Consider the following 25,794-nt stretch of genomic DNA (forward strand, 5'->3'; position numbering starts at 1 on the left):
GAGGCCGATTCTCGCGGCTGGCGCGGGCGAGCGGGGCGCGCGGGCGCCCGCGCGGCGGTCAGACCGCGAAGCGGACGATGCCGCTGGCGATGATCGAAAGTCCGGTCGTCCACGCGATAATGGCGACGGCCTGCCAGATGAGGACGCGCGCCTTGCTCACCCCGATCGCGGCGAGCATCGTCGCGGTGAACTGCGTGGGCAGCAGGAGCGGTCCGAGCAGGCTCACGCCGGGGACGCCGTAGCGGTCGAGCGCACGCTGGAACTTCTGCCTGCGTGCAGCCTTGCGCTCGCTCCCGTCCTCGACCGGGATGCTGTCGGCATCCGCCACGATCTGACCGTCAGAGCCGACCAGCGCCTTCGCGCGGCGCCGGTTCATGACGGCGGAACGCGCGCTCGAGCTGAGCAGGACGAGGAGCGCGACGCAGACGAAGTTGCCGGTGATCGCCGCGATCGCCGCGATCACCGGAGGAATGCCACCGAGGATGCCGATGGTGGCCGCGCCTTCACCTTCGATGAAGGGCACCGCTCCGGCGAGCGCGACGATGAGCGGCTGCACCAGCTCGGGCACCTGGGCGACGAGGTTCTGGAAGGTCTCGATGAGGTTCATAACTACAGTTCAGCCGCTCGCGCCGCATCCCGGAAGTGTCGCGCTGTCACCTCTGTGCGGGTGTTCTGCACGACTGATGGGTGACATCTGTCACGACCATAGGCTGGGGTGATGAGCTCCGCCCTGCCCGCCGCCGTCCTGCCCGACGCGATCGGTGCGCGACGTCTGAACCGGGGCATCGCTGTGACGTGGTGGTACACGGCTACGGCCATCCTGTTCTTCCAGATGATGGCTGTGCTCCTCTGGGCGGCGGCCGTGGCCAGCATCCGCTTCGACGCGTCCGTTGCGGCGGTCGCCGTCATCGGAATCGGCGGCATCCTCTGGAGCGCGACGTGCGCGATTCTGCTGGCGCAGTATCGGCATCGTGATGATTCTGCTGGCCCATTTGCCAACTGGCGGCGGATCATCCTTCCTCTCGCTTTCGCCGCCGTCTTCGGCGTAGCGGTATGCGCCATGACCGGGTCGTGGGTGAGCGGCATACTGCCGATCGCCCAGTCGCTCGTGCTGCTCAACTGGCCGCGGGGCGTGAGGTTGCGTTTCCTGCTGGTCGTGATGGCCGTACTCGCGGCCCTGTGGTTCATCGATCTGCGCACGTTCGTCGCGGGTGCGGATGCCGACGCGAGCAGAGCCTGGTGGACGTTCGGGTTCTTCGCTGTCGGAATCCCGGCCATAACCGTCATGTCGCTGTGGTGGTGGGACGTTCTGGTCACCCTCGATCGTGCGCGTATCGCAGAGGCACGGCTCGGCGCGACACAGGAGCGGCTGCGCGTCGCGACCGACGTGCACGATCTGCAGGGACATCATCTGCAGGTGATCGCGTTGCAGCTCGAGCTCGCCGAACGTCTGCTGGTGAAGGACGATCCGGATGCTGCGCTCGAGCAGCTGCGGCTCGCGCGCACGAGCGTGGCCGACGCGCGCCAGGGCACGCGCGACCTCGCGATGCGGTTCCGCGGGGTTCCGCTCCCCGACGAGATCGCCAACGCCGTCGACCTCTTGCGCGCGGCGGGAACGACAGCGGATGCCGCAGTGTCGGTCGATGCGGCGGCAGCCCCGGCATCCGTTCTCGGACCCGTCATCCGCGAGACGACCACCAACGTGCTGCGGCACGGCGGTGGCAAGTGGGCGCGGTTGTCGCTCGGCCGGCATGACGGAGGATGGCGGTACGAGATCAGCAACGATGCGCCGTCCGATTCCTCGGCCGACGACGGGTCCGGTCTCGACGGCATCACGCGCCGGTTGACCGAGGCCGGCGGCGAAGTGCACGTGGACCACGGCAAGGGAGAGTTCCACGTGATCGTGACGGTGCCGGATTCTGCGATCGTGTCGGAGGCCGGGCGATGATCCGGGTGCTCCTGGCCGATGACGAGGTGATGATCCGCTCGGCGCTGGCGGCGCTACTGCGGCTCGAAGATGACATCGATGTGGTCGCGGAGTGCGCCGACGGGCTGCAGGCAGTCGCGATCGCAGAGAAGCTGCAGCCTGATATCTGCCTGCTCGATCTTGAGATGCCGGGACTCGACGGGGTAGAGGTGGCCGAGCGCCTGCGGCGTACGAGCACTGCGCGCTGCGTCGTCGTCACGCGTCACGCTCGGCCGGGCGTGCTGCGGCGAGCGCTGGCATCCGGAGTCGCAGGGTTCCTACCGAAGTCCCGCGGCGCGGATGAAGTGGCCGAGGTGATCCGCCGCGTCGCTGCCGGCACGCGCTATGTCGATCCCGAGGTCGCTGCCGACGCGCTCAGCGACGAGCGGAGTCCGCTGAGTCCCCGCGAACTCGACGTCCTCCGGTCCGGCCGACGCGGGGAGACGACCGGGCAGATCGCCAAGGCCCTCTCCCTGGCTCCGGGCACCGTTCGCAATCACATCTCGGCGGTCCTCGCGAAGCTGCACGTCACGACGCGGCAGCAGGCCGTGCTCATCGCCGAGGAGCGTGGCTGGATTTAGATGCGGTGCGTGGCGGGGGCCGGGTGGGCACGGCGGGCGCGGGCTCAGGGCCGGCGCGGGTTGGGTCGGGCGCGGTGGGCGCGAGCTGGATTTCACGGCTGAACCCGCCTCCTCCGCCGCGTTTTCCATCCCGCGCGTCCACGTCCGGACCGCGCCCGCGCACCCGCGCACCGCACCCGCACCGCTATGTGCGCCGGGGCGACACCCGCGCACGCACGGCGATCAGTGCGCAGCCGACGACGACCACCCCGCCCAGGACCGTCGGCCAGCCGATGTGCTCGCCGAGCAGGAGCGCAGCCCACGCGATCGTCATCACCGGCTGCGCGAGCTGCACTTGGCTGACCTGCGCCATGGGTCCGATGGCGAGTCCGCGGTACCAGGCGATGAACCCCAGGAACATGCTCACCACCGCCAGGTAGGCGAACGCGCCCCATTCGAGCGGCGACGCAGCCGGTGGATGCTGCACCACGGCGACTCCGGTCAGGATCACCATGAACGGTGACGCGATCACGAGCGCCCAGGAGATCGTCTGCCAGGATCCGAGTTCGCGCGCGAGCAGACCGCCCTCGGCGTACCCGAGTGCGCAGGTGATGACGGCGCCGAACAGCAGCAGGTCCGACCAGTGCAGCCCGAAGGATCCGCCGCCCTGGGTGAGGGCGAACCCGACCGCGGCGACGGCGCCGAGGGATGCTGCGATCCAGAAGGATCGGCTCGGCCGCTCGCCTGTTCGCAGGACGGTGAACACCGCGGTCGCCGCAGGGAGCACCGCGATGATGACGGCGCCGTGGCTCGCCGAGGTCATGGTGAGCGCGTACGAGGTGAGGAACGGGAATCCGACGACGACGCCGGCGGCCACGATGGCCAGCCGGATCCACTGCCGCCCCTGCGGCACGGACTGTCGGAGAACTCTCAGTGCGATGATCGCCAGCACAGCCGCGATGGTCGCGCGCCCCGCGCCGACGAAAAGAGGCGACATGTGCCCGCTGCCGACGGCGATCCGCGTGAACGGCACGGTGAAGGAGAAGGCGGCGACACCGAGCAGACCCCAGCCGAGCCCCGCGGAAGAACGCGATATCGGAGGCGCTGGACGGTGAGTAGCGCTACTATAGGTCTTCATGACTGACAGTAGCAGTGATCGGATCGCGCAGGCACTGCGCACCTGGATCTCGACGGCACCCGCCGGTGCCCAGTTGCCGTCGACGCGCGCATTGGCCGCAGAATACGAGGCTGGCCCCGTCACCGTGCAGCAGGCGCTGCGCGCCCTCGCCGTACAGGGGCTCATCGAGACCCGTCCTGGCGTGGGTGCTTTCGTGCGCAGCATCCGCACCGTGCGACCGAACGACTACGGCTGGCAGACGGCGGCGCTCGGCTCCCCCGAGAATCGGATGCCGCCACCCACTGCCGTCCTGCGGACGACGCCCAACGATGTGATCGCCCTGCATTCCGGGTATCCGGTGCGTGAGCTGCTTCCGGAGCGCCTCGTGCGCTCGGCGATGACCCGCACCGCGCGGGGCGACACCGTGCTGACGCAGGCCCCCGCCGCCGGTCTTCCCGAACTGCAGGCGTGGTTCGCCGCGGAGCTCGGCGAGGGGACGCCCGCAGGCCTCGCGGCGCCAGGAGCCGGCGACGTGATCGTGCTGCCCGGCAGCCAGGCAGGGCTCAGCACTCTGTTCCGCACCCTCGTCGGTACGGGGCAGCCGATGCTCATCGAATCGCCGACCTACTGGGGTGCGATCCTTGCCGCAGCACAGGTCGGAGTACGGCTCATCCCCGTGCCGAGCGGACCGCACGGGCCGGATCCCGATGACATCGACCGTGCGTTCGCGCAGACCGGGGCGCGAGCGTTCTACGCGCAGCCGAACTTCGCGAATCCGAATGGGGCGCAGTGGTCGCCCGAGCGCGCGGGTGCAGTCCTCGATATCGTGCGCGAGCGCGGTGCATTCCTCATCGAGGACGACTGGGCGCATGATTTCGGCATCACTTCGTCATCCACTCCGCTCGCCGCCCGCGACGACACCGGTCACGTCGTGTATCTGCGTTCGCTCACCAAGAGCGTCTCGCCCGCCATCCGGGTCGCTGGCCTGGTCGCCCGCGGCCCTGCGCGGGATCGGATTCTCGCCGACACCCAGTCGCAATCGATGTACGTCAGCGGAGCACTGCAGGCCGCCGCCCTCGACGTCGTGACGCAGCCCGCGTGGCGCACGCACCTGCGCTCACTGCGCCAGCAGCTCGGATCGCGCCGAGACCTGCTGATCGATGCGCTGCGCGAGCACGCGCCGTCCGCGCACCTCGAGTCTGTCCCGGCCGGCGGTCTGAATCTGTGGCTGCGTCTCCCCGACGACACCGACCTGGTGCGATTCACCCGCGAGTGCGAGGCGCAGCGCGTGATCGTCGCCGCCGGTGACAGCTGGTTCCCCGCGGAACCGCCCGGACGCTACGTGCGGCTGAACTACTCCGGGCCGAATCCCGGGGCGTTCCCCGAAGCCGCCGAGATCATCGGCCGGGTGCTCGCGGGCTGATTCGGGCGCGGGCGTGATCGGCCGGGCGCGGGCTGCATTTCACGCCTGAGATCGCACCCCCAGCCGTGTTTTGCATCCCGCGCCCGGCAGACACTTGCGCGAGCCCCGCCTCACACGTGCCCCTCTCGCCACCACTCTCACGGTCGCCGTACGCACAGTGTAGGACCGGCGAGCCATCGAGACATCGTTTGCCGCACGAAACACACGCCGGGGCGTGGTGTCTCGTGCGGCAAGTGGTGTCTCGCGGTGCAGGGGGGCGGGGGCGGGGGCGGGCCAGGAACGAGCGGGGTCAGCGCGAAGCGCGGCGTAGACGCAGCGCGCCGATGAGCCCGAGCAGGAGGAACACCGCGGCGACGAGCAGCGACCAGCGCGTGCCGTCCGCGAAGCCTGCGGCGAGAGCATCCACCGCCTTCGCGGTCTGATCGCCCAGATCGCTGGCCGACCCTTCGGCGCGCAGCTGGGTGATCGTCGTTCCCGCGGACGACCGCGTGGTCGTCGCGAGCTGCTCGGCGGTCTTCCCCGTGATTCCCGCGGCATCGAGGGATGCCGGCAGCGTGATCGCGAGCGATACGGCGAGCGCCGCTCCCGCGAAAGCAGTTCCGAACGCGGAGCCGATCTGGCGGACAGTGCTCTGCGTCGCCGATCCCTGCCCGGACACCTCGATGGGGACGTCGCGCAAGACCGTACCGGTGAGCTGAGCGGATGCCAGTCCCAGACCGAGTCCGTAGACGACGAGAGGTATGGCGACGAGCCAACCCGGCGTCGTGCTGGTGATGAGCAGCGCGAGCGCGACCACACCGATGACCTCGAGCCCGAGACCGATCAGCACGGTTCCCGGCGAACCGAAGCGGGCCGCGAGATGACGAGCGGATGCTCCGGAGAAGAACGCGCCGATCGCCATCGCAGCGAGAACGAGACCGGCACCCATGACATCGAGTCCGAGTGCGTTGATGAGGTAGAGCGGCAGCACGAAGATGATCGCGAACTCGCCGACCGCGACCATCGCGGCGGTCAGGTTGCCCCACGAGAACGTCGGGAAGCTGAACAGCGAGAGATCCAGAATCGCATCGCGGTCGACCTTCTCGCGGTGGCGCTCCCAGATGACGAACAGGGTCAGGGCGACAACCGCGATCAAGAACGCGACCGGGACGGCAGAGATCGCAGCATCCGCCGGCCATATCCATCCGAAGATGTCCAGCTTCGCCTTGGGCTTCCACCATCCGAGGTCGGGGCCCTCGATGACGGCGAACACCAGCGCTCCGAAGCCGATCGCGCTGAGCAGCGCGCCATCGACATCAGCGCCCTTGCGACCCTTGCCACCGAACGTGGACGGCACGAACAGCAGCGCACCGATGAAGACCAGGATGCCGAGGGGGATGTTCACCAGGAAGATCCAGTGCCACGATGCCCACTGCGTCAGCGCGCCACCGGCGAGCGGGCCGACCGCGGCGGCGCCCGAGATGACCGCACCCCAGACGCCGAAGGCGGCGGCGCGATACTTTCCGCGGAAGGTGGCATTCACGGTGGAGAGCGTGGAGGGCATGATGAATGCCGCACCGACCGCCTGCACTGCGCGGGCCGCGATGAGGGCTCCGGCGGCATCCGACATCGCCGCCAGGATGCTGCCGCCGACGAAGACGACGAGGCCGATGAGGAACATTCGCCTCCGACCCCAGCGGTCCGCGAGGCGGCCGGTCGACAGCAGCAGTGCGGCCAGCAGCACTGCGTAGAGGCTGTTCACCCACTGGGCGTCGGTGAGATCGAGCTTGAGATCCTCGATGATGTCGGGAAGGGCGACGCCGACGATCGTGCCGTCGAGCACGATGAGCCCGAGACCGATCGATAGTACGGCGAGGCCGAACCACTCCTTGCGGGTGGGGGCCTTCTCGGGGGCGGGCGCACCGGAATCAGAGCTCATACGATGACCGTAGCGTCACGCCCCTGATCGCGTATCCATCAAATGGACGATGTCGTAACTCGCGGCGCTTCTCCTGGCACACTGGCCCTATGACGGTTCAGGAGCACGCCGCCGACAGCGCGGCACCCAACCCTCGCCCCGCGTTCGCGCAGCCTCGGCTGATCCTGTACGTGTTCCTCGGAGGTGCGATCGGCGCAGCCGGGCGACTCGCGCTCGAACTGCTGCTGCCCTGGTCCCATACCGGTGTGCCGTGGGCGATCGTGATCGCGAACCTCGGTGGCGCGTTCATCCTCGGGTTCCTGCTCACCGCGCTCACCCGCCGCGGCCCGGAGACCCCGGCGCAGCGCGACGTACGACTCTTCGCCGGAACGGGCATGATGGGCGGCTTCACGACGTACAGCTCGTTTGCGACCGACACCGCGACGCTGCTCGGCACCGAACCGGGGCTCGCCGTCGGCTACGGCATCCTCGGTGTGATCGCAGGGCTGCTCGCCGCCGCCATAGGCATCTGGCTCGCCGGTGCGCTCATACCGCAGCGATCGTCGCGAAAGGAGGGGACGGCATGAACGCCGGAATCTTCCTCCTCGCGGCCGTCGGTGGCGGCATCGGTGCCGCGCTGCGGTTCATCGGCGATGGACTGATCATGCGCCGCGTGCACAGCGGCTACCCGTGGGGCACACTCGTCATCAACGCGACCGGCTCGCTGATCCTCGGCTTCCTCACCGGACTCGCCGATTCATCACTGCTCACGTCATCGTGGCTGTTCATCCTCGGCGGCGGCGTCATGGGCGGGTACACGACCTTCTCAACGGCCATCGTCGACACGGTGCACATGCTGCAGAAGCGCACCTACGGTCGCGCCGTGTGGAATGCGTTCGGGATGCTGGTGCTCACCGTCGTGCTGGCGCTGATCGGGCTGCTGCTCGGCCGCGCCCTCTGACACGGCGGAGCGCCTGAATCTCACTTCCTGGCAGCACAGCGGCGGCACAGTCCCGAGAGGACGCTCTGTTCGGGGTCGAGCTGGAACCCGGTGGTGACACGAGTTTGCACGATCGTCGACTGCAGCGCATCAACGGGCAGCGGAACGATCGTGCTGCACGTGCGGCACACCGCGTGCAGGTGGTCATGCGCGGCGTCGATCGCGGTGAGGTGGTAGCACGTGGCCCCCGTCGCCGTGTGCACGCTGACGACGCCGGCGACGACGAGACGATCAAGAGTGCGGTAGACGGTGGCGCGGTGCACGCCGCTCGGTGCGACCAGCTCGGCGATCTCCGCGGCGCTCAGGGGATGCGGCCGGGCGGCCAGTGCCGTGACGACGATGCGCCGTGGCATCGTCACCCGCTCCCCCTGCGCACGCAGGATATGAAGTGCCGCTCGCACAGCACCGGGCGCAGCCGCAGTATGGAGTTCGTCGTGGTTGGACGGCATGCTCTCATCTTGGCACCAGCGAGCCAGGACGGATGCTTGCCCGTAACGATCCAGCCGCGATAATGTCGCAGCAACGGGGGAGGCAGGCGTTCATGACGATCACGGAGAAGCAGTCATCGTCTCCCGTGACGTTCACCCGCTCCGTACACGCGACGCGCCGCCGAGCCGCCGTCATCACCATCGGCCTCTCGGTCGCGGTCCTGCTTTCGATCGTCGTGGTCGTCGGTATCGGGCCGGTCCCGATCGCCCCCGGCACGATCATGCAGATCGTTTCGCATCGCCTCGGCGGGCCGCCCGAGGCCCCCACATGGACCGATGCGGAACTGGCCATCGTCTGGAACGTGCGCGTCCCCCGCGTCGTGCTCGGCGTCGTCGTCGGGGCTGGACTCGCCCTGTGCGGCGCTGCTCTGCAGGCGATGGTGCGCAACGTGCTCGCCGACCCTTACATCCTCGGCATCTCCGGCGGCGCATCGACGGGAGCCGCAGGGGCGATCCTGTTCGGCTTCGGCGCCGGCGCCGGTCAGTACGCACTCCCGCTGAGCGCGTTCATCGGTGCGCTCGCGGCATCCCTTCTCGTGTTCTTCATCGCCCGCTCCGGCGGTCGCATCACGTCATTGCGGCTGCTGCTGACAGGGCGTGGCCGTCGGCTACGCCCTGTCAGCGGCCACGAGCTTCCTCGTCTTCGCGTCCGACTCCGCTGAGGGCTCGCGCTCCGTCATGTTCTGGCTGCTCGGGTCGTTGGGCCTCGCGCGCTGGGACCTCGTGCTCGCGATCACCGCCGTCGTCGTCCTCATCACGTTCGCGGGGCTCCTGGTCAGCGGTCGTCGTCTCGACGCGCTCGCGGCAGGCGACGAGACCGCGCTCACCCTCGGAGTATTGCCCGATCGCACGCGCGTCGCCCTGCTCGTCGTCGTCGCACTGTGCACCGGCGTCGTCGTCGCCGCCGCGGGCGCGATCGGCTTCGTCGGCCTCGTCATCCCCCACCTCGCCCGGCGCCTGGTCGGCGCCGTCCACAGTCGGATGCTGCCCGTCACCGCGCTGCTCGGTGCACTGTTCCTGATCTGGGCCGCCAGCGCGACCGATGCCGTCAAATTCGATGACATGGGCGGCTGGGTATGGACCATGCTCGCGATCGCCGGATCGCTCATCGTCATCCTCACGGTCAGCGCGCCGCGAGCCCAGCAACCCGCCGCGGCCGTTGCGGGCTGAGCGGACGAGACGACATTTGCCGCACGAGACACCACGTACGAGGTGGTGTCTCGTGCGGAAAGTGATGTCTCGCAGGGTCTGACCGGATACGCGAATGGCCCGACCAGAGATACCGGGTCGGGGCCATTTCACTCGCTGTGCGCGAGGGGGGACTTGAACCCCCACGTCCATAAGGACACTGGCACCTGAAGCCAGCGCGTCTACCATTCCGCCACTCGCGCGAGCGTCTTGTTCCGAAGAACGCAACTTGACGAGGATATCACGCGAAATCCGGACGATCGAACCGGAGGAGAGGCTTCGGCTCGCGGAGACCCGCGCTGAGCGAGCGCCAGCGAGTCGAAGTGTCGCTCACCCCGTTTCGACTCGCTCCGCTCGCTCAACGACCCGTGGGGACGCACACCCGAGAACTCGCTCCGCTCGCTCAACGACCCGCAAGACGGCGCCGCGTAGGGACACTTTCAGGTCACCTGGCTACGATATGTCTACCGCCGCTATGCCAGAGGAGCCCAGTGGGACTACTTGACAGCTTTGAGAAGGGTCTTGAGCGCGCCGTAAACGGTGCGTTCGCCAAGACCTTCCGCAGCGGTATCCAGCCCGTCGAGATCGCGTCGGCGCTGCGCCGCGAGGCCGACATCAAGGCCGCCGTCGTCAGCCGTGACCGCATCATCGCACCGAACAACTTCGTCGTTCGCCTCAGCGCCGACGATCTGGATCGGATGCACGGGCTCGGCAGCGCCCTGACCGATGAACTGCACACGCTTCTCACCAAGCATGCCAAGGCGCAGGGCTACAGTTTCGCGGGTCCGCTCTCGATCGCACTCGAGTCCGACGAGCGCGTCTCCACCGGCACAGTGCGCGTGAGCTCGGGCACGGTCGAGGGACGAGTCAGCTGGCAGGCCGTGATCGATGTCGACGGACGCCGCCACACGCTCACGAAGGCACGTACCGTCATCGGGCGCGGCAGCGATGCCGACATCACCATCGCGGATGCCGGATCCAGCCGTAAGCACGTCGAAGTCCTCTGGGACGGCGAGCGCGCCATGATGCGCGACCTCGGTTCGACCAACGGAACGAAGGTCAGCGGCCAGAAGGTGCGCGAAGCGCCCCTTCCCACCGAGACCACGATCACGATCGGCCACACCGACCTGGTGTTCCGCGTGGTCGCCGTCGCCGCAGAGGGGGCCGCACGATGAGTGAATTGGTCCTCCTGCTGCTGCGCGTCGGCTTCCTCGTGCTGCTGTGGTTCTTCGTGTTCGGAGTCGTCTACTCGTTGCGCGCCGATCTGTTCGGCGTCAAGGTGCGCAAGATCCCCGCCGAGGCCGGCTCCGGCGCGCCTGTCGCAGCCCCCGCCCCGGCTCCGGCCGCGAAGCCCCGACCTGCCGCACGCGCCGGATCCCCCGCGACGACGTCCAGCGTCTCGAAACTCGTCATCACGTCCGGACCCAAGGCCGGCCTCGAGCTGCCGCTGGGCGGAGAGTCCATGACGATCGGCCGCTCCAGCGAGTCCGGGCTCGTGATCCGCGACGATTACACCTCCAGCCACCACGCGCGCCTGCTGCTGCGCGGCGGCACCTGGGCGATCCAGGACCTGGACTCGACCAACGGCACGTTCCTGGCCGGCAAGCGCCTGGGATCCTCGCCGACATCGATCGACATCGGCGATTCCGTCAAGGTCGGCGCGACGACCTTCGAGTTGCGGGCCTGAACCCGGCATGGTCTTCGAAGGCTCCAGTTCCGCGATCTCCCATACCGGGAAGATCCGCTCCAACAACCAGGACTCCGGCTATTCCGGAGCGAACCTGTTCGCCGTCGCCGACGGCATGGGCGGTCACGCCGGTGGAGATGTGGCATCCAGCATCGCCATCCACCAGCTCGAACAGCTCGACCAGGCATACGACTCCACCGATGACGCGCAGGCCTCGCTCCAGGCAGCGGTGACCACGGCGGCCGGCGATCTCATCCGCGCGGCGAAGGAGCGACCCGAACTCGCGGGCCTGGGAACCACCGTCAGCGCCATCATCATGGTCGACGATCACGCCGTCGTCGGTCACATCGGCGACTCGCGCATCTACCTCTACCGCGACGATGAGCTCACGCAGATCACCACCGATCACACGTTCGTCCAGCGTCTGGTCGACTCCGGCCGCATCACTCCCGAAGAGGCCCGCTACCACCCGCGCCGTTCGGTGCTCATGCGCGTTCTCAGCGACATGGACAACGATCCGGAACTCGACATGTTCGTCATGCCGGCTCTTCCCGGTGACCGGTGGCTGCTGTGCTCGGACGGCCTGACCGGTGTCGTCGATGACGCGCACATCCTCAAGGCGATGCGCCTGGGCCTGGCTCCGGGACGCACGGCGGACAACCTCCTCAAGCAGGCCCTCGACGGCGGTGCACCCGACAACGTCACGATCGTCATCGTCGAGGTCGGCGGTCAGCATCCGCTCTCCTCCGGCACGCCGACCATCGTGGGCGCGGCGTCCACACCGTCTGGCGTGCTCATTCCTCCCGCTCGCGCTCCCCGCACCAGCTGGCTGCATCCCGTCCGGCAGGCCGCGAACGACCCCTCGCACTTCGAGCCCGCCGCCGACTACCTCGAAGAGCTCATCGAAGAGGACCGTCGGCGCGCGAAGCGTCGCCGCATCGGCTGGATCGCAGCGCTCGTCATCGTGATCCTCGCGCTCACCGGCGCCGGATTCCTCGCCTACAACTGGACGCAGACGCGCTATTTCGTGGGTGCCGACGAGGACAGCGTCGTCATCTTCCAGGGCGTGCAGCAGAGCATCGGACCGATCTCGCTGTCGAGCGAGGTCGAAGACACCGGCATCCTGCTCGCGAACCTGCCGCCGTACCAGCGCGCGTCCGTCGAGCGCACGATCAATGCACGCTCGCTGTCCGACGCGCAGGCGATCGTGGACCGTCTGCGCGTGGGTGAGGAGGCGGTCACCGGCGAGACAGCGACCCCCACACCGACGCCGCCTCCGACTCTCGCCCCCACTCCCGTCCCCACCTCGACGCCGGCGGGCGCCGCCCTCACCACCGATGGCGAGGTGATCGGATGAGCACCGACGTCGCCGCCGATACCGCGGTCATCAAGGCCCTGAAGCGGATGCGGCTGCCGCAGACGCAGCGCAACCGGGAGTTCTGGCTGCTGCTGTTCGCCTGCGCGATCAGTGGGGCAGCCCTCGCCCTGGTGCAGTTGGGCGCGCTCGGTTTCATCGACCCGTTCATCCTCTTCATCGGCGGTGGACTCGCTGTTCTCGCCTTTGCACTGCACTTCGTGCTGCGCGTCGTCGCATCCGATGCCGACCCGTTCGTCGTCCCGATCGCGACGCTGCTGACCGGTCTCGGCATCGCGATGATCTACCGCCTCGACATCGCCCAGCATTACACCGGGTGGACGGCGTACTCGACGAAACAACTGGCCTGGATGGCAATTTCGCTCGTAGGTGCGATCGCAGTCGTCATCATCCTGCGCAACTACCGGATCCTGTTCCGGTACACCTACCTGTTCGGCCTCGCCGGCATCCTGCTCCTGCTGCTGCCGTTCGTTCCTGGCCTCGGAGCTACCGGCGCCAACGCCGATGTCTGGGTCACGTTCGGCGGCATCTTCGCCTTCCAGCCCGGCGAGATCGCCAAGATCTTCCTGGCCATCTTCTTCGCCGGCTACCTCGTGCGCACCCGCGAGAGCCTCACCTCGGTCGGCAAACGATTCCTCGGGATCACCTGGCCACGGATGCGCGAGCTCGGCCCCGTCATCATCGTGTGGGTCATCTCGCTGGGGATCATCGTGATCCAGCGCGACCTCGGCACCGGAATGCTCATCTTCGGCCTGTTCGTCGCGATGCTCTACGTCGCGACCGGCAAGACGAGCTGGGTGCTCATCGGCCTGGCGATGGTCGCGGCCGGGGTCCTCGTCGCCACGCAGATCCTCGCGTACGTGCACGGCCGCTTCACGAACTGGCTGGATGCTTTCAACCCCGAGGTCATCGATGCGCAGGGCGGCAGCTATCAGCTCGTGCAGGGCATCTTCGGGCTCGCCCACGGCGGACTCATCGGCACCGGCCTCGGCCAGGGACGCCCGTATCTGACGCCTCTCGCGCAGAGCGACTACATCATCCCCAGCCTCGGCGAGGAGCTCGGGCTCATCGGCCTGTTCGCGATCCTCTGCCTGTACATGGTCTTCGTCAGTCGCGGACTGCGCATCGGCGTCGCCGGTCAGGATGACTTCGGCAAGCTCCTCGCGACGGGTCTGTCGTTCACGATCGCCCTGCAGGTGTTCATCATGGTGGGAGGCGTCACCCGCGTCATCCCGCTCACGGGTCTCACGACGCCGTTCCTCGCCGCTGGCGGATCGTCCCTGGTGGCCAACTGGCTCATCGTCGCGCTGCTCCTGCGGATCTCCGACGGCGTCCGTCGCCAACCCCGGGTGGTGATCGGCTGATGACGAAAGAACTCCGACGCCTCACGGTCGTGATCCTGTTCATGTTCCTGGCACTGTTCGCAGCGACGAGCTGGATCCAGGTCGTGCAGGCCGACTCCCTGGCACAGTCCGAACGCAATACGCGCTCGCTTCTGGACAGCTACGAGATCCAGCGCGGGTCGATCATCGTCGACGGCACACCGATCGCGACCTCCGTCCCGAGCGAGGACGAGTTCCAGTACCAGCGCGTGTACACCGACTCAGCGATGTGGTCGGATGTGACCGGCTTCTTCAACCCCGCGCTGCAGTCGTCGACGGGCATCGAGCGGGCACTCAACGCCGATCTGTCCGGAACAGGTGCCGGAGCGTTCTTCTCCGAGATCGAACGCATCGTCTCGGGCCAATCGCAGACCGGATTCAGCGTCGAGCTGACTCTGGATGCCGCGGCTCAGCGAGCAGCGTACGAGGCCTTCGGCGACATGCAGGGCGCTGCTGTCGCGGTCGAGCCGTCGACGGGTCGAATCCTGGCGATGGTCTCCACCCCCGGCTACGACGCCAACCAGCTCGCCGTGCACAATGCGTCCGAAGCCGACGCGGCGTACAACGCCCTCGACGCGCTGAAGCCGAACCCGCTGATCAACGCGTCGATCAGACAGACCAGCCCTCCCGGCTCGACTTTCAAGATCCTCATCGCCGCCACCGCATACGCCACGGGAAAGTGGACGCCCGACTCGATTCTGCCCAACCCGGCCCGTTACACGCTGCCGGGATCCTCGGCACAGGTCTCCAACGCCTGGGGCGGTACCTGCGGGAGCGGCCCGACCGTGACGATCGCCGAGGCGATCAAGCTCAGCTGCAATATCCCGATGGCGGAGCTCGCGGTGGAACTCGGCAGCCAGACGATCTTCGAGATGGCTGAGAAGTTCGGCTTCAACCAGGAGTTCGAGACACCGCTGACGACAGCGGCATCCAGCTACCCGCGTGCTCTCGATGATGCCCAGACGGCCCTGACCGGTTTCGGTCAGGGGCAGGTCACCGCCACCGCCCTCCAGATCGCGATGATCTCGGCGGGGCTCGCCAACGACGGCATGGTGATGAAGCCGCATCTGGTGGATGCCGTGATCGGCAACGACCTCTCGACCGTGCGCGAATACGCGGACGAGGAGTTCGGTCGCGCGACCGAGACGGAAGTCGCCGACGCGGTCACCGCATCCATGGTGGCGAGCGTCGCGGATGGCGCGGCGCAAGGTGCAAGAATAGACGGAATCGACGTTGCCGGTAAGACGGGAACGGCCGAGAACGACGGTGACGAGCCGTACACACTGTGGTTCACCGGTTTCGCACCGGCGGACGATCCGCAGGTGGCTGTGGCCGTCGTCGTGCAAGACGGTGGCGGTTTAGGACAGTCGGGATCCGGTGACACGCTCGCCGCCCCGATCGCGAAGAAGATCATTGAGGCGGTGCTTAACAAATGAGGCCGACGCAGGGTGTGTCGTTCGGTGGTCGATACGAACTCCAGTCGCGTATTGCGATCGGTGGCATGGGCGAGGTCTGGGAAGCGACAGACCACGTCATCGGACGAACCGTCGCCATCAAGATCCTCAAGGACGAGTACATGGGGGATCCCGGATTCCTCGAGCGGTTCCGGGCCGAGGCCCGCCACGCCGCACTCGTCAACCACGAGGGCATCGCCAGCGTGTTCGATTACGGCGAGGAGAACGGCAGCGCCTTCCTCGTCATGGAGCTCGTGCCCGGTGAGGCGCTGTCCACGATCATCGAGCGCGACGGCTCGCTGAGCGCCGACAAGACCCTCGATATCGTCGCCCAGACGGCATCCGCACTGCAGGCCGCGCACGCCGCGGGTCTCGTGCACCGCGACATCAAGCCCGGCAACCTGCTGATCACACCGGACGGCCGCGTCAAGATCACCGACTTCGGCATCGCGCGCATCGCCGATCAGGTGCCGCTGACCGCCACCGGCCAGGTCATGGGCACCGTGCAGTACCTTTCTCCGGAGCAGGCCTCGGGACACCCGGCATCCCCCGCAACCGACACCTACTCGCTGGGAATCGTCGCGTACGAGTGCCTGGCCGGCAAGCGTCCGTTCACCGGTGAGTCTCAGGTCGCGATCGCAATGGCGCAGATCAACGAGCAGCCGCCGCCGTTGCCGCCGACCGTGCCGATCCCCGTGCAGAACCTCGTCATGGCGATGATCGCGAAGAAGCCGGCCGACCGGCCGTCCTCGTCGGCGACCGTCGCCCGCGCCGCCCAGGCCCTGCGCCGCGGCGACCTGAACTCCGCGGCGATCGCGGTTCCTGCCATCGCAACCGGCGGGATCGCCAGCGACGACGCCACGCGGCTTCTCACCACCAGCGGCGATGACGGCACCACGCGCATTCTGCCGACCACCGCACAGGTGCCCACCGATGAGGTGGCCGAGGAAGACGGCACGAAGAAGAAGAAACGCAGCGCGTGGACATGGCCGCTGATCGCACTGATCGCGCTGCTGGTGATCGTGCTCGCCGGCACGGTCTTCGCCCTGATGAACCAGGGTGGGGACCCGGATGCCGATCCGACGGCGCCGACCAGCGCGGCGACGACCAGCGCAAAACCCAAGCCGACCACCACGGCCCCGGAGCCCGAGCCGACCCGCATCAGCGTCGACTCCCTCGGGCTCGTCGGGCTGACCTGCAATGACGCGATGGCTCGGGCCACCGAGGCCGGCCTCGCTCCCGTCTGCCAGACCGGCTCGACCGCTGCGCCGTCCGATGATCAGGTCGGCACCGTCGAATCAGTGAATCCGCGCGGGGACCTCGATCCGGGGGCGACCATCACGCTGACGCTGTTCGCCGACCGCGCGGAGATCGGTACGCCGCAGAACGCTCCCACCATCACGGGGGATCCCATCACGGGGACCAAGGTGATGCTGAACTGGACGAACTTCACCTGCCCGAGCGGTACCGGAAACCTCAGCGGGTACAAGGTGAGCATCACCAACGCGACCTTCAGCGACGGCAGCGCCGCCATGACCTTCGACCCCGGCACCCGCAGCGCGGAGATCACGCTCGGCGGTGAGGGCCTGCAGGCCACAGCCACATACACGGCGCTGTGCTCCGGCGGCGGAAACGACCAGCGCGAGTCCGGGGTCTCTCCGCAGATGTCGGTCACGATCAAGGCGGCAGCGGCGGAAGAGAACGGCAACAGCGACGAGGAGCCCGAGGGCTGACATAACCTTGATACACCCGCATCGTCGTCATTCCAGGGGGAAAAACAGTGTCTGAAGAGCCGCGCATCATCGCTGAGCGATACCGCGTGGGCGAGCTCATCGGCCACGGCGGAATGGCGAAGGTCTATCGCGGCTATGACATGACGCTCGGTCGTGACGTCGCGATCAAGATCCTCGACCCCGACCTCGCCAGGGACACGGCGTTTCGCACGCGGTTCCGGCTGGAGGCGCAGGCCGCGTCACGCATGTCGCATCCGTCGATCGTGCGCGTTTTCGATGCCGGCGACCCGTCATCGTCGGGCGGGGGCACCGGGGCCGGTACCGAGCCGTACATCATCATGGAGCTCGTCACCGGTCGGCAGCTGAAGGACATCATCGCTGCGGGCCCCGTCCCCGTCGATGAGGCCATCCGCTACGTCGATGGAATCCTCGAGGCGCTCGACTACTCGCACCGTGCCGGCGTCGTGCACCGCGACATCAAGCCCGGAAACGTCATGGTCACCGACAGCGGTCAGGTCAAGGTCATGGATTTCGGGATCGCCCGCGCGGTCTCGGATTCGTCGTCGACGGTCGCCGAGACGACGCAGATCCTCGGAACGGCCGCGTACTTCTCGCCCGAGCAGGCCAAGGGCGAACCCGTGGATGCCAGAGCGGACCTGTATTCGACCGGCGTCGTGCTCTACGAGCTGCTCACCGGTCGTCAGCCATTCCGCGGTGAGTCGCCGGTCGCTGTCGCGTACCAGCATGTGAGCGAGGCACCGCTGCCGCCGACCGAGGTCAACGAGTCCGCACCCGGCGCCCTCGATCCGATCGTGCTGCGGGCGCTGGCGAAGGATCCTTACCAGCGGTATCCGGATGCCGCCAGCTTCCGTCTCGCGCTCGACTCCGCCGTGTCGGGCAAGGTTCCGACCAAGAAGCAGCTCGGCGCCCTCACCAGCGAGCTCTACGGCCCGAGCCCTCGGCAGGCGCAGGAGACCGCCCGCTCGCTGCGCCAGCTCAGCACCGATACGACGATGACGCGCACCCAGGCGGGACCGCCGGTCGCGTGGATCTGGGCCGGGGTCGCGCTGCTCGCTGTGCTTCTCATCTCTGTGCTGCTGTGGGTCATCATGATGCCGCGCGGAGAGCAGGTTCCGGCATCCTCTCGAATCGTCCCCGATCTCGTCAACGTCTCCTACGAGCGCGCGCAGGATGAACTGCTCGATATGGATCTGCAGTCCGCGATCGTCTACGAGTCCAGTGCCAGCATCGCCGAGGACAACGTGATCCGCACCGACCCGGAGGCCGGGCAGTCGGTGAAGGTTGGCCAGAAGGTGACGCTGCACGTGTCCACCGGGGCAGAGACCGTCACCGTGCCGACGCTGATCGGGTTGTCGCAGACCGCCGCCAAAGAAGCGCTGAATGGCGCCGGTCTGGCGCTGGGCAGTGTGACCCCGCGCAACGATCCCGCGAGTCAGGCCGATACGGTGCTGGAAGTGACGAACGTCAAGGAAGGCGCGGAAGTTGCACCGAAGACGGTCGTGAACCTCGTGGTCGCCAGTGGGCGTGTGACGCTCCCGGATGTGACCGGATGGACCTTGGATGCCGCCACCGCGAAGCTCGATGAGCTCGGCCTGAATGCGCTCCATGCGGAGACGGCCGATTGTCCTGCCACGACCCCGCCGACGGTGTCGTCGATGTCTGCAGCGCCCGGTGATATCGACGTGCACTCCGACGTCGAGCTGCGGTACTGCACCGGGGAGTAGGCAGCTCCGCCGGGGTCGCCCGGCGATGCTTGCCCGGCGATGCCAGAAGGGTTTCGCGGCTCTCGCCCAATGGGAACCCGCGAAACCCTTCTGGCTTGCGCGCAAAGGGCCGGGGGATGCGTGCATCCCCCGGCCCCAGCGTCACCTCGACTCAGCAGAACGGCGAAGCCGCCTCCCACACGTGCTCGTGCGGCGCCTCGTCATCGCGCGTCACCGACGCCTCGATGAGCCCGTACGGACGGTCGGCAGCGAAGAACACTTCGTTCGGGTTGTCGAGGCCGAAGGGCTCGAGGTCCACGACGAAGTGGTGCTTGTTCGGCATCGACATCCGGATCTCGGCGATCTCGGGGTGCGCCTCGAGCACCGCGCGGCCCATGTCGAACAGCGTCGCCTGCAGAGCTGCGGAGTAGCGTGACGCGAACTCGGCGAGCAGGATGCGCTTGACGTCGTCGTAGACGGCGTTGAAGTCGACGTCGCGGGAGCCCTCGGTGAAGCGCCAGCGAGCGGCGATGTCGGTCGACATGATGCGGTCCGTCGTCTCGGGCAGCGTCGTGTACGGATCCTTCGGGTAGCCCTGGAAACCCGACTCGGTGCTCTTGAGCACGGTGAGGTCCTTCAGACCCGAGACGATGTGGCGCTTCTCACCGTCGCCGACGACGAGTGCGGTGCGCACCTCCTGGTTGCTGCGCACGAACGAGTGGTCATGGCCCTCGCCATCGACCTCGATGCGGTTCCAGGCGTAGCTGTCTGCGGCCCAGCGGCCACCCTTGACCCAGTCGAACGACCCGATGAAGTGATCCGACAGGCGCAGCAGGAACTTCTCGGGTGAACCGATCCCTGCACGGGCGTGGGCGTAGATGGTGTTCTTCTGGGTGTCGGTGGCGACGCAGTGTCCGTTGTCACCCTCCAGGTGCACGGCCTCGAAGTCGCCACGGAGCTGCGAGGAGACGTTGAGGTCCTCGATCTCGTGGCGCGGCGAGTCGCGGGTGATCTTGACGACGCGAACCTCGGCTTTGCCGTACTGGTTCGGCCCCAGGACGATGCGACCGGATGCAGTGGTTCCCGTCTGGGTGGACTCGGGGGCGATCAGTGTGTCAGACATGTGCGGTACTCAGCTTCCTCGGTAAGTGGAATAGGCGAACGGGCTCAGCAGGAGCGGCACGTGGTAGTGCGGCCGTTCCTCATCGACGAGGAACGTGAGCAGAGCCTCAGGGAAAAAGGTCGGGGTGTCACTGGCGGCGAAATACGCGCCGGTGTCGAAGCGCAGCCGGTAGGCGCCGGCGGGAAGGTGTTCCGGACCGAGCTGCTTCGCTCGACCATCAGCATCCGTCACCGCCTCGGCGATGAGCTTCCACTCGCCAGAGCGCTCGGCGAACAGCTGCACGGCGATGCCGGGAGCCGGAACCCCCTGCACGGCATCGAGCACATGCGTGGTGATATGGGAGACAGTCATGCGGTGATGACTCCTTTCAATCGGAGCAGCGCGATCTCGCGCAACTGCTGCGCGACGATCGACGCTTCCTCGTCATCGGTGTGCGTGAGACGGGTCTGCAGCGAAGCCAGGATCTCGTCCGCGCGGCGCCCGGCGGCACGGATAAGGAAAACCTGCCCGAAGCGCTCCTCGTAGGCGTGATTTCCTTCTCGCAGAGCGTCCTGCACCGCGGCATCCGCCGGGTCGACCCCGGCCTGCTCCGAGCGCGACATCGATGCCTCGCGGCTGGACCCGTCGGCACGCTCGCCGATGCGCGGGTGGTGGGCGAGTGCCGCCTCGATCTCGTCGGCCCGGAACGGCGACGCAGCTTCGGATGCTGTCACGATCAGCGCGTCGACGGATGTGTACGGCCGATGGTCGACGATCGTTTCGCACCAGCGCGTCACGTCGACGCACGGTCGCAGCACGGCGATCGCGGTCTCATGATCCGCCCGGTTGAATTCCGCAAGCTCCATTGCCTGCCTGCCTCTCGTGTTCTAGATTCCCAGCGCGGTGCGCAGCCGCGCGACGTGGCCGTTCGGGTCGACGCTGTACTCGACGGCGCTCACGCGGCCCTCGGCATCAACGACGACGGTCGAGCGGATGAGTCCGTCGAAGGTGCGCCCGTTCACGGTCTTCTGCCCCCACGCGCCCCAGATCTTCGCGACCTCGGCGTCCTCGTCGGCGAGCAGCGGGAACTCCAGCTGCTCCGCCTCGGCGAACTGCGCAAGCTTCGAGACCGGATCCGGAGATATGCCGAGAACGGCATATCCGGCGCCCTGGAGGGATGCGAGGTTGTCGCGGAAGTCGCAGGCCTCGGTTGTGCATCCGGGCGTGAAGGCCGCCGGGTAGAAGTAGACGATGACGGGTCGGCCGCGCAGGTCCGACAGGCGCACGGTCTTGCCTGCGGCATCCGGCAGTGCGAAATCGGGGGCCGGCTGACCGACCTCGAGCTCTTCTGATGTGTTGATCATGCGGGTAGTCCGATCTCTGAGTGCGTGATCTCGGTGTGAGGGTTCTCGATCCGTGGGCGGCGCAGCAGCCGCCCACGTGGCTGGTCCTGGTCGATTGCGAGGCCGGCGAGGTACGTCGCGCGCACCACTCCGGTCAGCTCGCGACCGTGGTACGGGGTGACGGGATGCCGGTGAGCGAGCGCCCTGGCATCCACGACGAAGGTCTGCTCCGGTGCGAACACGGCGAAATCTGCTGCCGCGCCCACCGCGATGCGTCCCTTTCCGGCGAGCCCGACGCGGTCTGCGGGGGATGCCGACATCAGCTCGACGATCCGGGCAAGAGGCACACCGCGGCGGCGGCCCTCGGTCCACATCAGCGGAAGGCCGAGTTGGAGCGAGGCGATCCCGCCCCACGCGACCGAAAAGTCTCCGTTGCCGGCGTACTTGAGTTCGGGCGTCGCGGGCGAGTGGTCTGAGACGACGTAGTCGATCGTGTCGTCGGCGAGGCCTTGCCACAGCTCGTCGCGGTTGTCGTCCTCGCGGATCGGCGGGCAGCACTTGAACGCAGTGGCGCCGGCCGGAATGTCTTCGGCGGAGAGGGTCAGGTAGTGCGGGCACGTCTCGACGCTGAGGTCGACGCCCTCGGCCTTGGCCGCCGCGAGGCGCGCTATCGAATCGCCGTTGGACAGGTGCAGAATGTGCGCACGGGCACCGGTGTCGATGGCGCCGCGGATGACCTCGGAGATCGCGGCATCCTCCGCGGACCGCGGGCGAGAGGCGAGGAAGTCGCTGTACTCGCGCCCGCCGGGCTGCACGGAATCCTCGATGATGTGCGCGTCCTCGGCGTGCACGACGAGCAGCGAGCCGAGCTGTGCGATCGACGCCATCGCCCGGCGCATCTCGTAGACCGAAACCTCGGGGAACTCATCGACGCCGGACGGCAGCAGGAAGCATTTGAACCCGAAGACGCCGGCGGCATGCAGGCCAGGCAGGTCATCGAGGTTGCCCGGGATGACGCCGCCCCAGAACCCGACGTCGACGAAGACGCGGCCCTCTGCGGTGTCGCGCTTGATGTTCAGCGCCTCGACCGTGACGGTGGGCGGGATGCTGTTGAGCGGCATGTCCACGATCGTCGTGACGCCGCCGGCGGCTGCAGCCCTGGTGGCGGACTCGAAGCCCTCCCACTCGGTGCGGCCGGGCTCGTTGACGTGGACGTGCGTGTCGACGAGTCCGGGGAGGAGGACTTCGTCGTCAGCGAGTTCGACGATCTGCGCGGCATCCAGCGTCTCATCGGCGCGAGCGATGCGGACGATCCTGCCGTCGCGCACGCCGATCTGCGCGTCGCGGAACTCGCCGTCCACGAGCGCGCGGCCACGGAGGACCAGATCGAGGCGGGCCTGGATGATGTCGAGCGACCCGGTGATTGCGACTGCGCCGACCAGACGAGCGGCGACCCGCTCGAGCAGGATCCCAGCCTGAGCCATGCTCCGCTGGGGGTCGGGTTCCAGGTCGGAGAGTGCGTGCACGGCGGCGAAGCCGGCTTCTTCGATCTGCGCAGCATCCAGTGCGGAGCGTCCGCAGACGACGTGCACGGGGATGCCGGCGGCTTGAGCCGCGCGCGCGACGCCGATCGGTGTCTTGCCCATGAGGCTCTGCTCGTCGAGGCTGCCCTCGCCGGTGATGACGAGGTCGGCGCCGTCGAGGCGCTCAGCGAGACGGGTGAATTCGAGCACGACGTCGATGCCGGCGCGACGCTCGGCACCCAGCGTAATGGCGGCGAACCCCACCCCGCCGGCGGCTCCGGCGCCTGGTCGGTCCGATGCCTCGACGGCGGGCACTGTCAGTCCGCTGCTGCGACTGAGGACATCGACGAAGTTCGCAAGCGCAGCATCCAGTGCCGTGACGTCTTCGAGGCTCGCGCCCTTCTGCGGGCCGAACACCGCGGCAGCTCCGGTCTCCCCGAGGAGCGGGTTGTCGACATCGCTCGCGAGGACGAGTTCGGCGCCTTCCAGCCGCGGATCCAGGTTCGACAGGTCGACCTCGACGAGGCCGGCGAGCGCGGCACCGCCCAGGGGCAACTCCGCACCCGTGGCGTCGAGCAGTCGTGCTCCGACCCCCTGCAGGAGTCCCGCACCGCCATCAGTCGAGGCGCTGCCGCCGATGCCGAGGATGATGCGCCGGCATCCGGCATCCAGCGCGGCACGGACGAGCTCGCCCGTGCCGAGGCTGGTCGCGCCTCCAGCATCCTTGCGTCCGCCGGGGAGCAAATCCAGCCCCGAGGCCTGCGCCATCTCGATGACCGCCTCGTCGCCGCGCACCGCGAAGCGGGCGGTGACCTGCTCGCCGGTGGGGCCGGTCACGTGCGCGTGTCGCTCCTCGAAGCTCGCTGCGATCGCAGCATCCACGGTCCCTTCTCCGCCATCGGCGACGGGGATCTCGAGGACGTCGATCGCGGGGTCGATTCGACGCGCCCCCGAAGCCACCGCAGAGGCGACTTCGGGTGCGGTCAGCGACCCTTTGAACTTGTCGGAAGCGACGACGATGCGCATGTCAGACCTGAACCAGCGAACGGATCGAGGTGGGAGCGTCGTCTGCGGTCAGCGCGAGGTCTTCGAACTCGTTGACGTTGTCGAGCTCGGTGCCCATCGCGATGTTCGTGACGCGCTCGAGGATGACCTCGACGACGACCGGAACCTGGTGCTCGTCCATCATCGACTGCGCCTCGGCGAATGCCGCGCCCATGTCTTCGGGGCGCTCCACGCGGATCGCCTTGCAGCCCAGTCCCTCAGCGACCTTGACATGGTCAACACCATAACCCTGAGTCTCAGGAGAGTTGATGTTGTCGAAGGCGAGTGACACCTCGAAGTCCATTTCGAAACCGCGCTGAGACTGGCGGATCAGCCCGAGGTAGCTGTTGTTGACGACGACGTGCACGTAGGGCAGCTTGTGCTGCGCGCCGACGGCGAGCTCTTCGATCATGAACTGGAAGTCGTAGTCACCCGAGAGCGCCACGACCAGCTCGCCGGGCTTGCCGCGGACGACGCCGAGGGCAGCAGGGCCCGTCCAGCCGAGGGGACCTGCCTGGGCCGCGTTGATCCACTTGCGCGGACCGAACACGTGCAGCATCTGGGCTCCGGCGATCTGCGACAGGCCGATGGTCGTGACGTAGGTGACGTCCTCGCCGAAGGCGCGGTTCATCTCCTCGTACACGCGCTGCGGCTTGATCGGCACGTTGTCGAAGTGCGTCTTGCGCAGCAGGGTGCCCTTGCGCTCCTGGCACTGCCGGACCCACTCGGAGTAGTCGGGCAGGGTGCCGGCGTCGCGGCGCTCACGGGCGACCTCGAGGAACGCATCGATCGCGGCGCCGGCATCCGAAACGATGCCGAGGTCGGGAGCGAACACGCGCCCGATCTGGGTCGGCTCGATGTCGACGTGCACGAAGGTGCGACCAGCGGTGTACGTGGGGATGCTGCCGGTGTGCCGGTTGGCCCAGCGGTTGCCGATGCCGAGCACGAAGTCGCTGGCCAGCAGCGTCTGGTTGCCGTAACGGTGCGCGGTCTGCAGGCCCACCATGCCGGCGTTCAGTTCGTGCGCGTCGCTGATCGCGCCCCAGCCCATCAGGGTCGGGATGACGGGGACGCCGAGCGTCTCGGCCAGCTCGACAAGACGGTCGGATGCTCCGGCGTTGATGATGCCGCCGCCGGCGATGAGCACGGGGTGCGCACTCGCGGTGAGCATGTCGATCGCCTTCTCGGCCTGTCGGCGGGATGCCGCGGGCTTGGCCACCGGAAGCGGCTCGTAGGCGTCGATATCGAACTCGATCTCGGTCATCTGCACGTCGATCGGGAGGTCGATGAGCACGGGACCGGGGCGACCTTCGCGCATGACCTGGAACGCGTTCTGGAAGGCGCCGGGCACCTGGCCCGCTTCCATCACGGTCGTCGCCATCTTCGTGACCGGCTTCGCGATCGTCTCGATGTCGACGGCCTGGAAGTCCTCCTTGTGCAGCTTCGCCACCGGCGCCTGGCCGGTGATGCAGAGGATCGGCAGCGAGTCGGCCCACGCGGCGTAGAGCCCCGTGATCATGTCGGTGCCCGCAGGGCCGGAAGTGCCGATGCAGATGCCGATGTTGCCGTCGGCTGAGCGGGTGTATCCGTCGGCCATGTGGGAGGCGCCCTCAACGTGACGAGCGAGGGTGTGCCGGATGCCGCCATGGGCGCGCATCGCGGAATAGAAGGGGTTGATGGCAGCCCCTGGCAGGCCGAACGCCTCCGTGGCGCCCTCCTTCTCCAGGATGGCTACGGCGGCATCCACCGCGCGTATGCGAGTCATGATGTGCTCCTAAATTTGGGGGT

24 protein-coding genes, 1 tRNA gene and 1 pseudogene are annotated in these 25,794 nt (G+C 67.8%); 14 read left to right on the top strand and 12 right to left on the bottom strand.

Going from position 1 to position 25,794, the window contains the following annotated elements; all coding sequences use genetic code 11:
* Nucleotides 1-58 precede the first annotated feature (58 nt).
* Complete coding sequence (locus ACTIAO_RS04885) at nucleotides 59-607, bottom strand: small multidrug efflux protein (protein ID WP_441905145.1); 549 nt, start codon at nucleotides 605-607, stop codon at nucleotides 59-61.
* A gap of 111 nt (nucleotides 608-718) precedes the next feature.
* Between ACTIAO_RS04885 and ACTIAO_RS04890 the strand changes: the two genes are divergently transcribed.
* The gene (locus ACTIAO_RS04890; RefSeq protein WP_441905146.1) at nucleotides 719-1,948 is read left to right on the top strand and encodes a sensor histidine kinase; all 1,230 of its coding nucleotides are present in this window, start codon (nucleotides 719-721) and stop codon (nucleotides 1,946-1,948) included.
* Nucleotides 1,945-2,547: a response regulator gene (locus tag ACTIAO_RS04895; protein WP_441905147.1), complete on the top strand. Its 603-nt coding sequence runs from the start codon at nucleotides 1,945-1,947 to the stop codon at nucleotides 2,545-2,547. Before ACTIAO_RS04890 ends, ACTIAO_RS04895 begins: the two co-directional genes overlap by 4 nt.
* Nucleotides 2,548-2,731: 184 nt before the next feature.
* Here ACTIAO_RS04895 and ACTIAO_RS04900 read toward each other — a convergent pair whose 3' ends face one another.
* Nucleotides 2,732-3,664, bottom strand: coding sequence for a DMT family transporter (locus tag ACTIAO_RS04900; protein WP_441905148.1), 933 nt, complete (start codon nucleotides 3,662-3,664; stop codon nucleotides 2,732-2,734).
* Here ACTIAO_RS04900 and ACTIAO_RS04905 point away from each other — a divergent pair.
* Entirely contained in the window at nucleotides 3,663-5,066 is a 1,404-nt protein-coding gene (locus ACTIAO_RS04905) for an aminotransferase-like domain-containing protein (protein ID WP_441905149.1), read from the top strand. The genes ACTIAO_RS04900 and ACTIAO_RS04905 overlap by 2 nt on opposite strands.
* A gap of 289 nt (nucleotides 5,067-5,355) precedes the next feature.
* Here ACTIAO_RS04905 and ACTIAO_RS04910 read toward each other — a convergent pair whose 3' ends face one another.
* On the bottom strand, nucleotides 5,356-6,984 hold the full coding sequence (locus tag ACTIAO_RS04910) for an MFS transporter (protein ID WP_441905150.1): 1,629 nt from the start codon (nucleotides 6,982-6,984) through the stop codon (nucleotides 5,356-5,358).
* An 89-nt stretch (nucleotides 6,985-7,073) separates the two neighbouring features.
* Here ACTIAO_RS04910 and ACTIAO_RS04915 point away from each other — a divergent pair, with 89 nt between their 5' ends.
* On the top strand, nucleotides 7,074-7,550 hold the full coding sequence (locus ACTIAO_RS04915; protein ID WP_441905151.1) for a fluoride efflux transporter FluC: 477 nt from the start codon (nucleotides 7,074-7,076) through the stop codon (nucleotides 7,548-7,550).
* Nucleotides 7,547-7,924 (top strand): fluoride efflux transporter FluC, encoded by a 378-nt coding sequence (locus ACTIAO_RS04920; protein WP_441905152.1) that lies wholly within the window; start codon nucleotides 7,547-7,549, stop codon nucleotides 7,922-7,924. The genes ACTIAO_RS04915 and ACTIAO_RS04920 overlap by 4 nt, the downstream gene beginning before the upstream one ends.
* Before the next feature lie 20 nt (nucleotides 7,925-7,944).
* Here the strand turns inward: ACTIAO_RS04920 and ACTIAO_RS04925 are convergent, their stop codons facing one another.
* Entirely contained in the window at nucleotides 7,945-8,412 is a 468-nt protein-coding gene (locus ACTIAO_RS04925) for a Fur family transcriptional regulator (RefSeq protein WP_441905153.1), read from the bottom strand.
* A gap of 92 nt (nucleotides 8,413-8,504) precedes the next feature.
* On the opposite strand from ACTIAO_RS04925, the gene ACTIAO_RS04930 reads away from it, so the two are divergent.
* Both ACTIAO_RS04930 and ACTIAO_RS04935 read left to right on the top strand, forming a co-directional pair.
* Nucleotides 8,505-9,113 (top strand): iron chelate uptake ABC transporter family permease subunit, encoded by a 609-nt coding sequence (locus ACTIAO_RS04930; RefSeq protein ID WP_441905154.1) that lies wholly within the window; start codon nucleotides 8,505-8,507, stop codon nucleotides 9,111-9,113.
* Nucleotides 9,049-9,621, top strand: a complete 573-nt coding sequence (locus tag ACTIAO_RS04935) for a FecCD family ABC transporter permease (RefSeq protein WP_441905155.1) — start codon at nucleotides 9,049-9,051, stop codon at nucleotides 9,619-9,621. The genes ACTIAO_RS04930 and ACTIAO_RS04935 overlap by 65 nt, the downstream gene beginning before the upstream one ends.
* A gap of 138 nt (nucleotides 9,622-9,759) precedes the next feature.
* On the opposite strand, the gene ACTIAO_RS04940 is transcribed toward ACTIAO_RS04935, so the two are convergent.
* Nucleotides 9,760-9,842 (bottom strand) — tRNA-Leu (locus ACTIAO_RS04940).
* Nucleotides 9,843-10,130: 288 nt separating this feature from the next.
* Between ACTIAO_RS04940 and ACTIAO_RS04945 the strand changes: the two genes are divergently transcribed.
* The 7 genes from ACTIAO_RS04945 to pknB are packed head-to-tail and all read left to right on the top strand — an operon-like array spanning nucleotide 10,131 to nucleotide 19,015.
* Nucleotides 10,131-10,814 (top strand): FhaA domain-containing protein, encoded by a 684-nt coding sequence (locus ACTIAO_RS04945; RefSeq protein ID WP_441905156.1) that lies wholly within the window; start codon nucleotides 10,131-10,133, stop codon nucleotides 10,812-10,814.
* The gene (locus tag ACTIAO_RS04950) at nucleotides 10,811-11,326 is read left to right on the top strand and encodes an FHA domain-containing protein FhaB/FipA (protein ID WP_441905157.1); all 516 of its coding nucleotides are present in this window, start codon (nucleotides 10,811-10,813) and stop codon (nucleotides 11,324-11,326) included. The genes ACTIAO_RS04945 and ACTIAO_RS04950 overlap by 4 nt, the downstream gene beginning before the upstream one ends.
* Nucleotides 11,327-11,333: 7 nt before the next feature.
* The gene (locus ACTIAO_RS04955) at nucleotides 11,334-12,683 is read left to right on the top strand and encodes a PP2C family protein-serine/threonine phosphatase (RefSeq protein WP_441905158.1); all 1,350 of its coding nucleotides are present in this window, start codon (nucleotides 11,334-11,336) and stop codon (nucleotides 12,681-12,683) included.
* Nucleotides 12,680-14,065, top strand: a complete 1,386-nt coding sequence (locus ACTIAO_RS04960; RefSeq protein ID WP_441905159.1) for an FtsW/RodA/SpoVE family cell cycle protein — start codon at nucleotides 12,680-12,682, stop codon at nucleotides 14,063-14,065. The genes ACTIAO_RS04955 and ACTIAO_RS04960 overlap by 4 nt, the downstream gene beginning before the upstream one ends.
* Nucleotides 14,065-15,519 (top strand): penicillin-binding transpeptidase domain-containing protein, encoded by a 1,455-nt coding sequence (locus ACTIAO_RS04965; RefSeq protein ID WP_441905160.1) that lies wholly within the window; start codon nucleotides 14,065-14,067, stop codon nucleotides 15,517-15,519. Before ACTIAO_RS04960 ends, ACTIAO_RS04965 begins: the two co-directional genes overlap by 1 nt.
* Entirely contained in the window at nucleotides 15,516-17,270 is a 1,755-nt protein-coding gene (locus tag ACTIAO_RS04970; RefSeq protein WP_441905161.1) for a protein kinase domain-containing protein, read from the top strand. The genes ACTIAO_RS04965 and ACTIAO_RS04970 overlap by 4 nt, the downstream gene beginning before the upstream one ends.
* Nucleotides 17,271-17,317: 47 nt before the next feature.
* Nucleotides 17,318-19,015, top strand: coding sequence for a Stk1 family PASTA domain-containing Ser/Thr kinase (gene pknB / locus ACTIAO_RS04975; protein ID WP_441905162.1), 1,698 nt, complete (start codon nucleotides 17,318-17,320; stop codon nucleotides 19,013-19,015).
* Nucleotides 19,016-19,166: 151 nt separating this feature from the next.
* On the opposite strand, the gene pucL is transcribed toward pknB, so the two are convergent.
* The 7 genes and pseudogenes from pucL to gcl all read right to left on the bottom strand — a co-directional run bounded on the left by pucL (nucleotide 19,167) and on the right by gcl (nucleotide 25,771).
* Complete coding sequence (gene pucL / locus ACTIAO_RS04980; RefSeq protein ID WP_441905163.1) at nucleotides 19,167-20,117, bottom strand: factor-independent urate hydroxylase; 951 nt, start codon at nucleotides 20,115-20,117, stop codon at nucleotides 19,167-19,169.
* A 9-nt stretch (nucleotides 20,118-20,126) separates the two neighbouring features.
* Nucleotides 20,127-20,468: a hydroxyisourate hydrolase gene (gene uraH, locus ACTIAO_RS04985; protein ID WP_441905164.1), complete on the bottom strand. Its 342-nt coding sequence runs from the start codon at nucleotides 20,466-20,468 to the stop codon at nucleotides 20,127-20,129.
* Nucleotides 20,465-20,962 carry a 2-oxo-4-hydroxy-4-carboxy-5-ureidoimidazoline decarboxylase gene (uraD, locus tag ACTIAO_RS04990; protein ID WP_441905165.1) on the bottom strand — a complete coding sequence of 166 codons (498 nt, stop codon included), beginning with the start codon at nucleotides 20,960-20,962 and terminating at the stop codon, nucleotides 20,465-20,467. Before uraD ends, uraH begins: the two co-directional genes overlap by 4 nt.
* 21 nt (nucleotides 20,963-20,983) lie before the next feature.
* Nucleotides 20,984-21,460: a thioredoxin-dependent thiol peroxidase gene (bcp, locus tag ACTIAO_RS04995; protein WP_441905166.1), complete on the bottom strand. Its 477-nt coding sequence runs from the start codon at nucleotides 21,458-21,460 to the stop codon at nucleotides 20,984-20,986.
* Nucleotides 21,457-22,905, bottom strand: coding sequence for an allantoinase AllB (allB, locus tag ACTIAO_RS05000; RefSeq protein WP_441905215.1), 1,449 nt, complete (start codon nucleotides 22,903-22,905; stop codon nucleotides 21,457-21,459). The genes bcp and allB overlap by 4 nt, the downstream gene beginning before the upstream one ends.
* A pseudogene (locus ACTIAO_RS05005) lies at nucleotides 22,879-23,988 on the bottom strand (glycerate kinase); the annotation flags it as partial. The gene allB and the pseudogene ACTIAO_RS05005, both read right to left, overlap by 27 nt.
* A 1-nt stretch (nucleotide 23,989) precedes the next feature.
* Complete coding sequence (gcl, locus tag ACTIAO_RS05010; RefSeq protein ID WP_441905167.1) at nucleotides 23,990-25,771, bottom strand: glyoxylate carboligase; 1,782 nt, start codon at nucleotides 25,769-25,771, stop codon at nucleotides 23,990-23,992.
* Nucleotides 25,772-25,794 lie beyond the last annotated feature (23 nt).

It is taken from the genome of Microbacterium sp. (assembly GCF_052099035.1).
In the GTDB taxonomy this organism is placed as follows: Bacteria; Actinomycetota; Actinomycetes; order Actinomycetales; family Microbacteriaceae; genus Microbacterium.

What these genes read in the sequence shown, in the direction of transcription:
- ACTIAO_RS04885 (WP_441905145.1), bottom strand. Translation starts at nt 607, where the DNA reads ATGAACCTCATCGAGACCTTCCAGAACCTCGTCGCCCAGGTGCCCGAG.
- ACTIAO_RS04890 (WP_441905146.1), top strand. Translation starts at nt 719, where the DNA reads ATGAGCTCCGCCCTGCCCGCCGCCGTCCTGCCCGACGCGATCGGTGCG.
- ACTIAO_RS04895 (WP_441905147.1), top strand. Translation starts at nt 1,945, where the DNA reads ATGATCCGGGTGCTCCTGGCCGATGACGAGGTGATGATCCGCTCGGCG.
- ACTIAO_RS04905 (WP_441905149.1), top strand. Translation starts at nt 3,663, where the DNA reads ATGACTGACAGTAGCAGTGATCGGATCGCGCAGGCACTGCGCACCTGG.
- ACTIAO_RS04900 (WP_441905148.1), bottom strand. Translation starts at nt 3,664, where the DNA reads ATGAAGACCTATAGTAGCGCTACTCACCGTCCAGCGCCTCCGATATCG.
- ACTIAO_RS04910 (WP_441905150.1), bottom strand. Translation starts at nt 6,984, where the DNA reads ATGAGCTCTGATTCCGGTGCGCCCGCCCCCGAGAAGGCCCCCACCCGC.
- ACTIAO_RS04915 (WP_441905151.1), top strand. Translation starts at nt 7,074, where the DNA reads ATGACGGTTCAGGAGCACGCCGCCGACAGCGCGGCACCCAACCCTCGC.
- ACTIAO_RS04920 (WP_441905152.1), top strand. Translation starts at nt 7,547, where the DNA reads ATGAACGCCGGAATCTTCCTCCTCGCGGCCGTCGGTGGCGGCATCGGT.
- ACTIAO_RS04925 (WP_441905153.1), bottom strand. Translation starts at nt 8,412, where the DNA reads ATGCCGTCCAACCACGACGAACTCCATACTGCGGCTGCGCCCGGTGCT.
- ACTIAO_RS04930 (WP_441905154.1), top strand. Translation starts at nt 8,505, where the DNA reads ATGACGATCACGGAGAAGCAGTCATCGTCTCCCGTGACGTTCACCCGC.
- ACTIAO_RS04950 (WP_441905157.1), top strand. Translation starts at nt 10,811, where the DNA reads ATGAGTGAATTGGTCCTCCTGCTGCTGCGCGTCGGCTTCCTCGTGCTG.
- ACTIAO_RS04955 (WP_441905158.1), top strand. Translation starts at nt 11,334, where the DNA reads ATGGTCTTCGAAGGCTCCAGTTCCGCGATCTCCCATACCGGGAAGATC.
- ACTIAO_RS04960 (WP_441905159.1), top strand. Translation starts at nt 12,680, where the DNA reads ATGAGCACCGACGTCGCCGCCGATACCGCGGTCATCAAGGCCCTGAAG.
- ACTIAO_RS04965 (WP_441905160.1), top strand. Translation starts at nt 14,065, where the DNA reads ATGACGAAAGAACTCCGACGCCTCACGGTCGTGATCCTGTTCATGTTC.
- ACTIAO_RS04970 (WP_441905161.1), top strand. Translation starts at nt 15,516, where the DNA reads ATGAGGCCGACGCAGGGTGTGTCGTTCGGTGGTCGATACGAACTCCAG.
- pucL (WP_441905163.1), bottom strand. Translation starts at nt 20,117, where the DNA reads ATGTCTGACACACTGATCGCCCCCGAGTCCACCCAGACGGGAACCACT.
- uraH (WP_441905164.1), bottom strand. Translation starts at nt 20,468, where the DNA reads ATGACTGTCTCCCATATCACCACGCATGTGCTCGATGCCGTGCAGGGG.
- uraD (WP_441905165.1), bottom strand. Translation starts at nt 20,962, where the DNA reads ATGGAGCTTGCGGAATTCAACCGGGCGGATCATGAGACCGCGATCGCC.
- bcp (WP_441905166.1), bottom strand. Translation starts at nt 21,460, where the DNA reads ATGATCAACACATCAGAAGAGCTCGAGGTCGGTCAGCCGGCCCCCGAT.
- gcl (WP_441905167.1), bottom strand. Translation starts at nt 25,771, where the DNA reads ATGACTCGCATACGCGCGGTGGATGCCGCCGTAGCCATCCTGGAGAAG.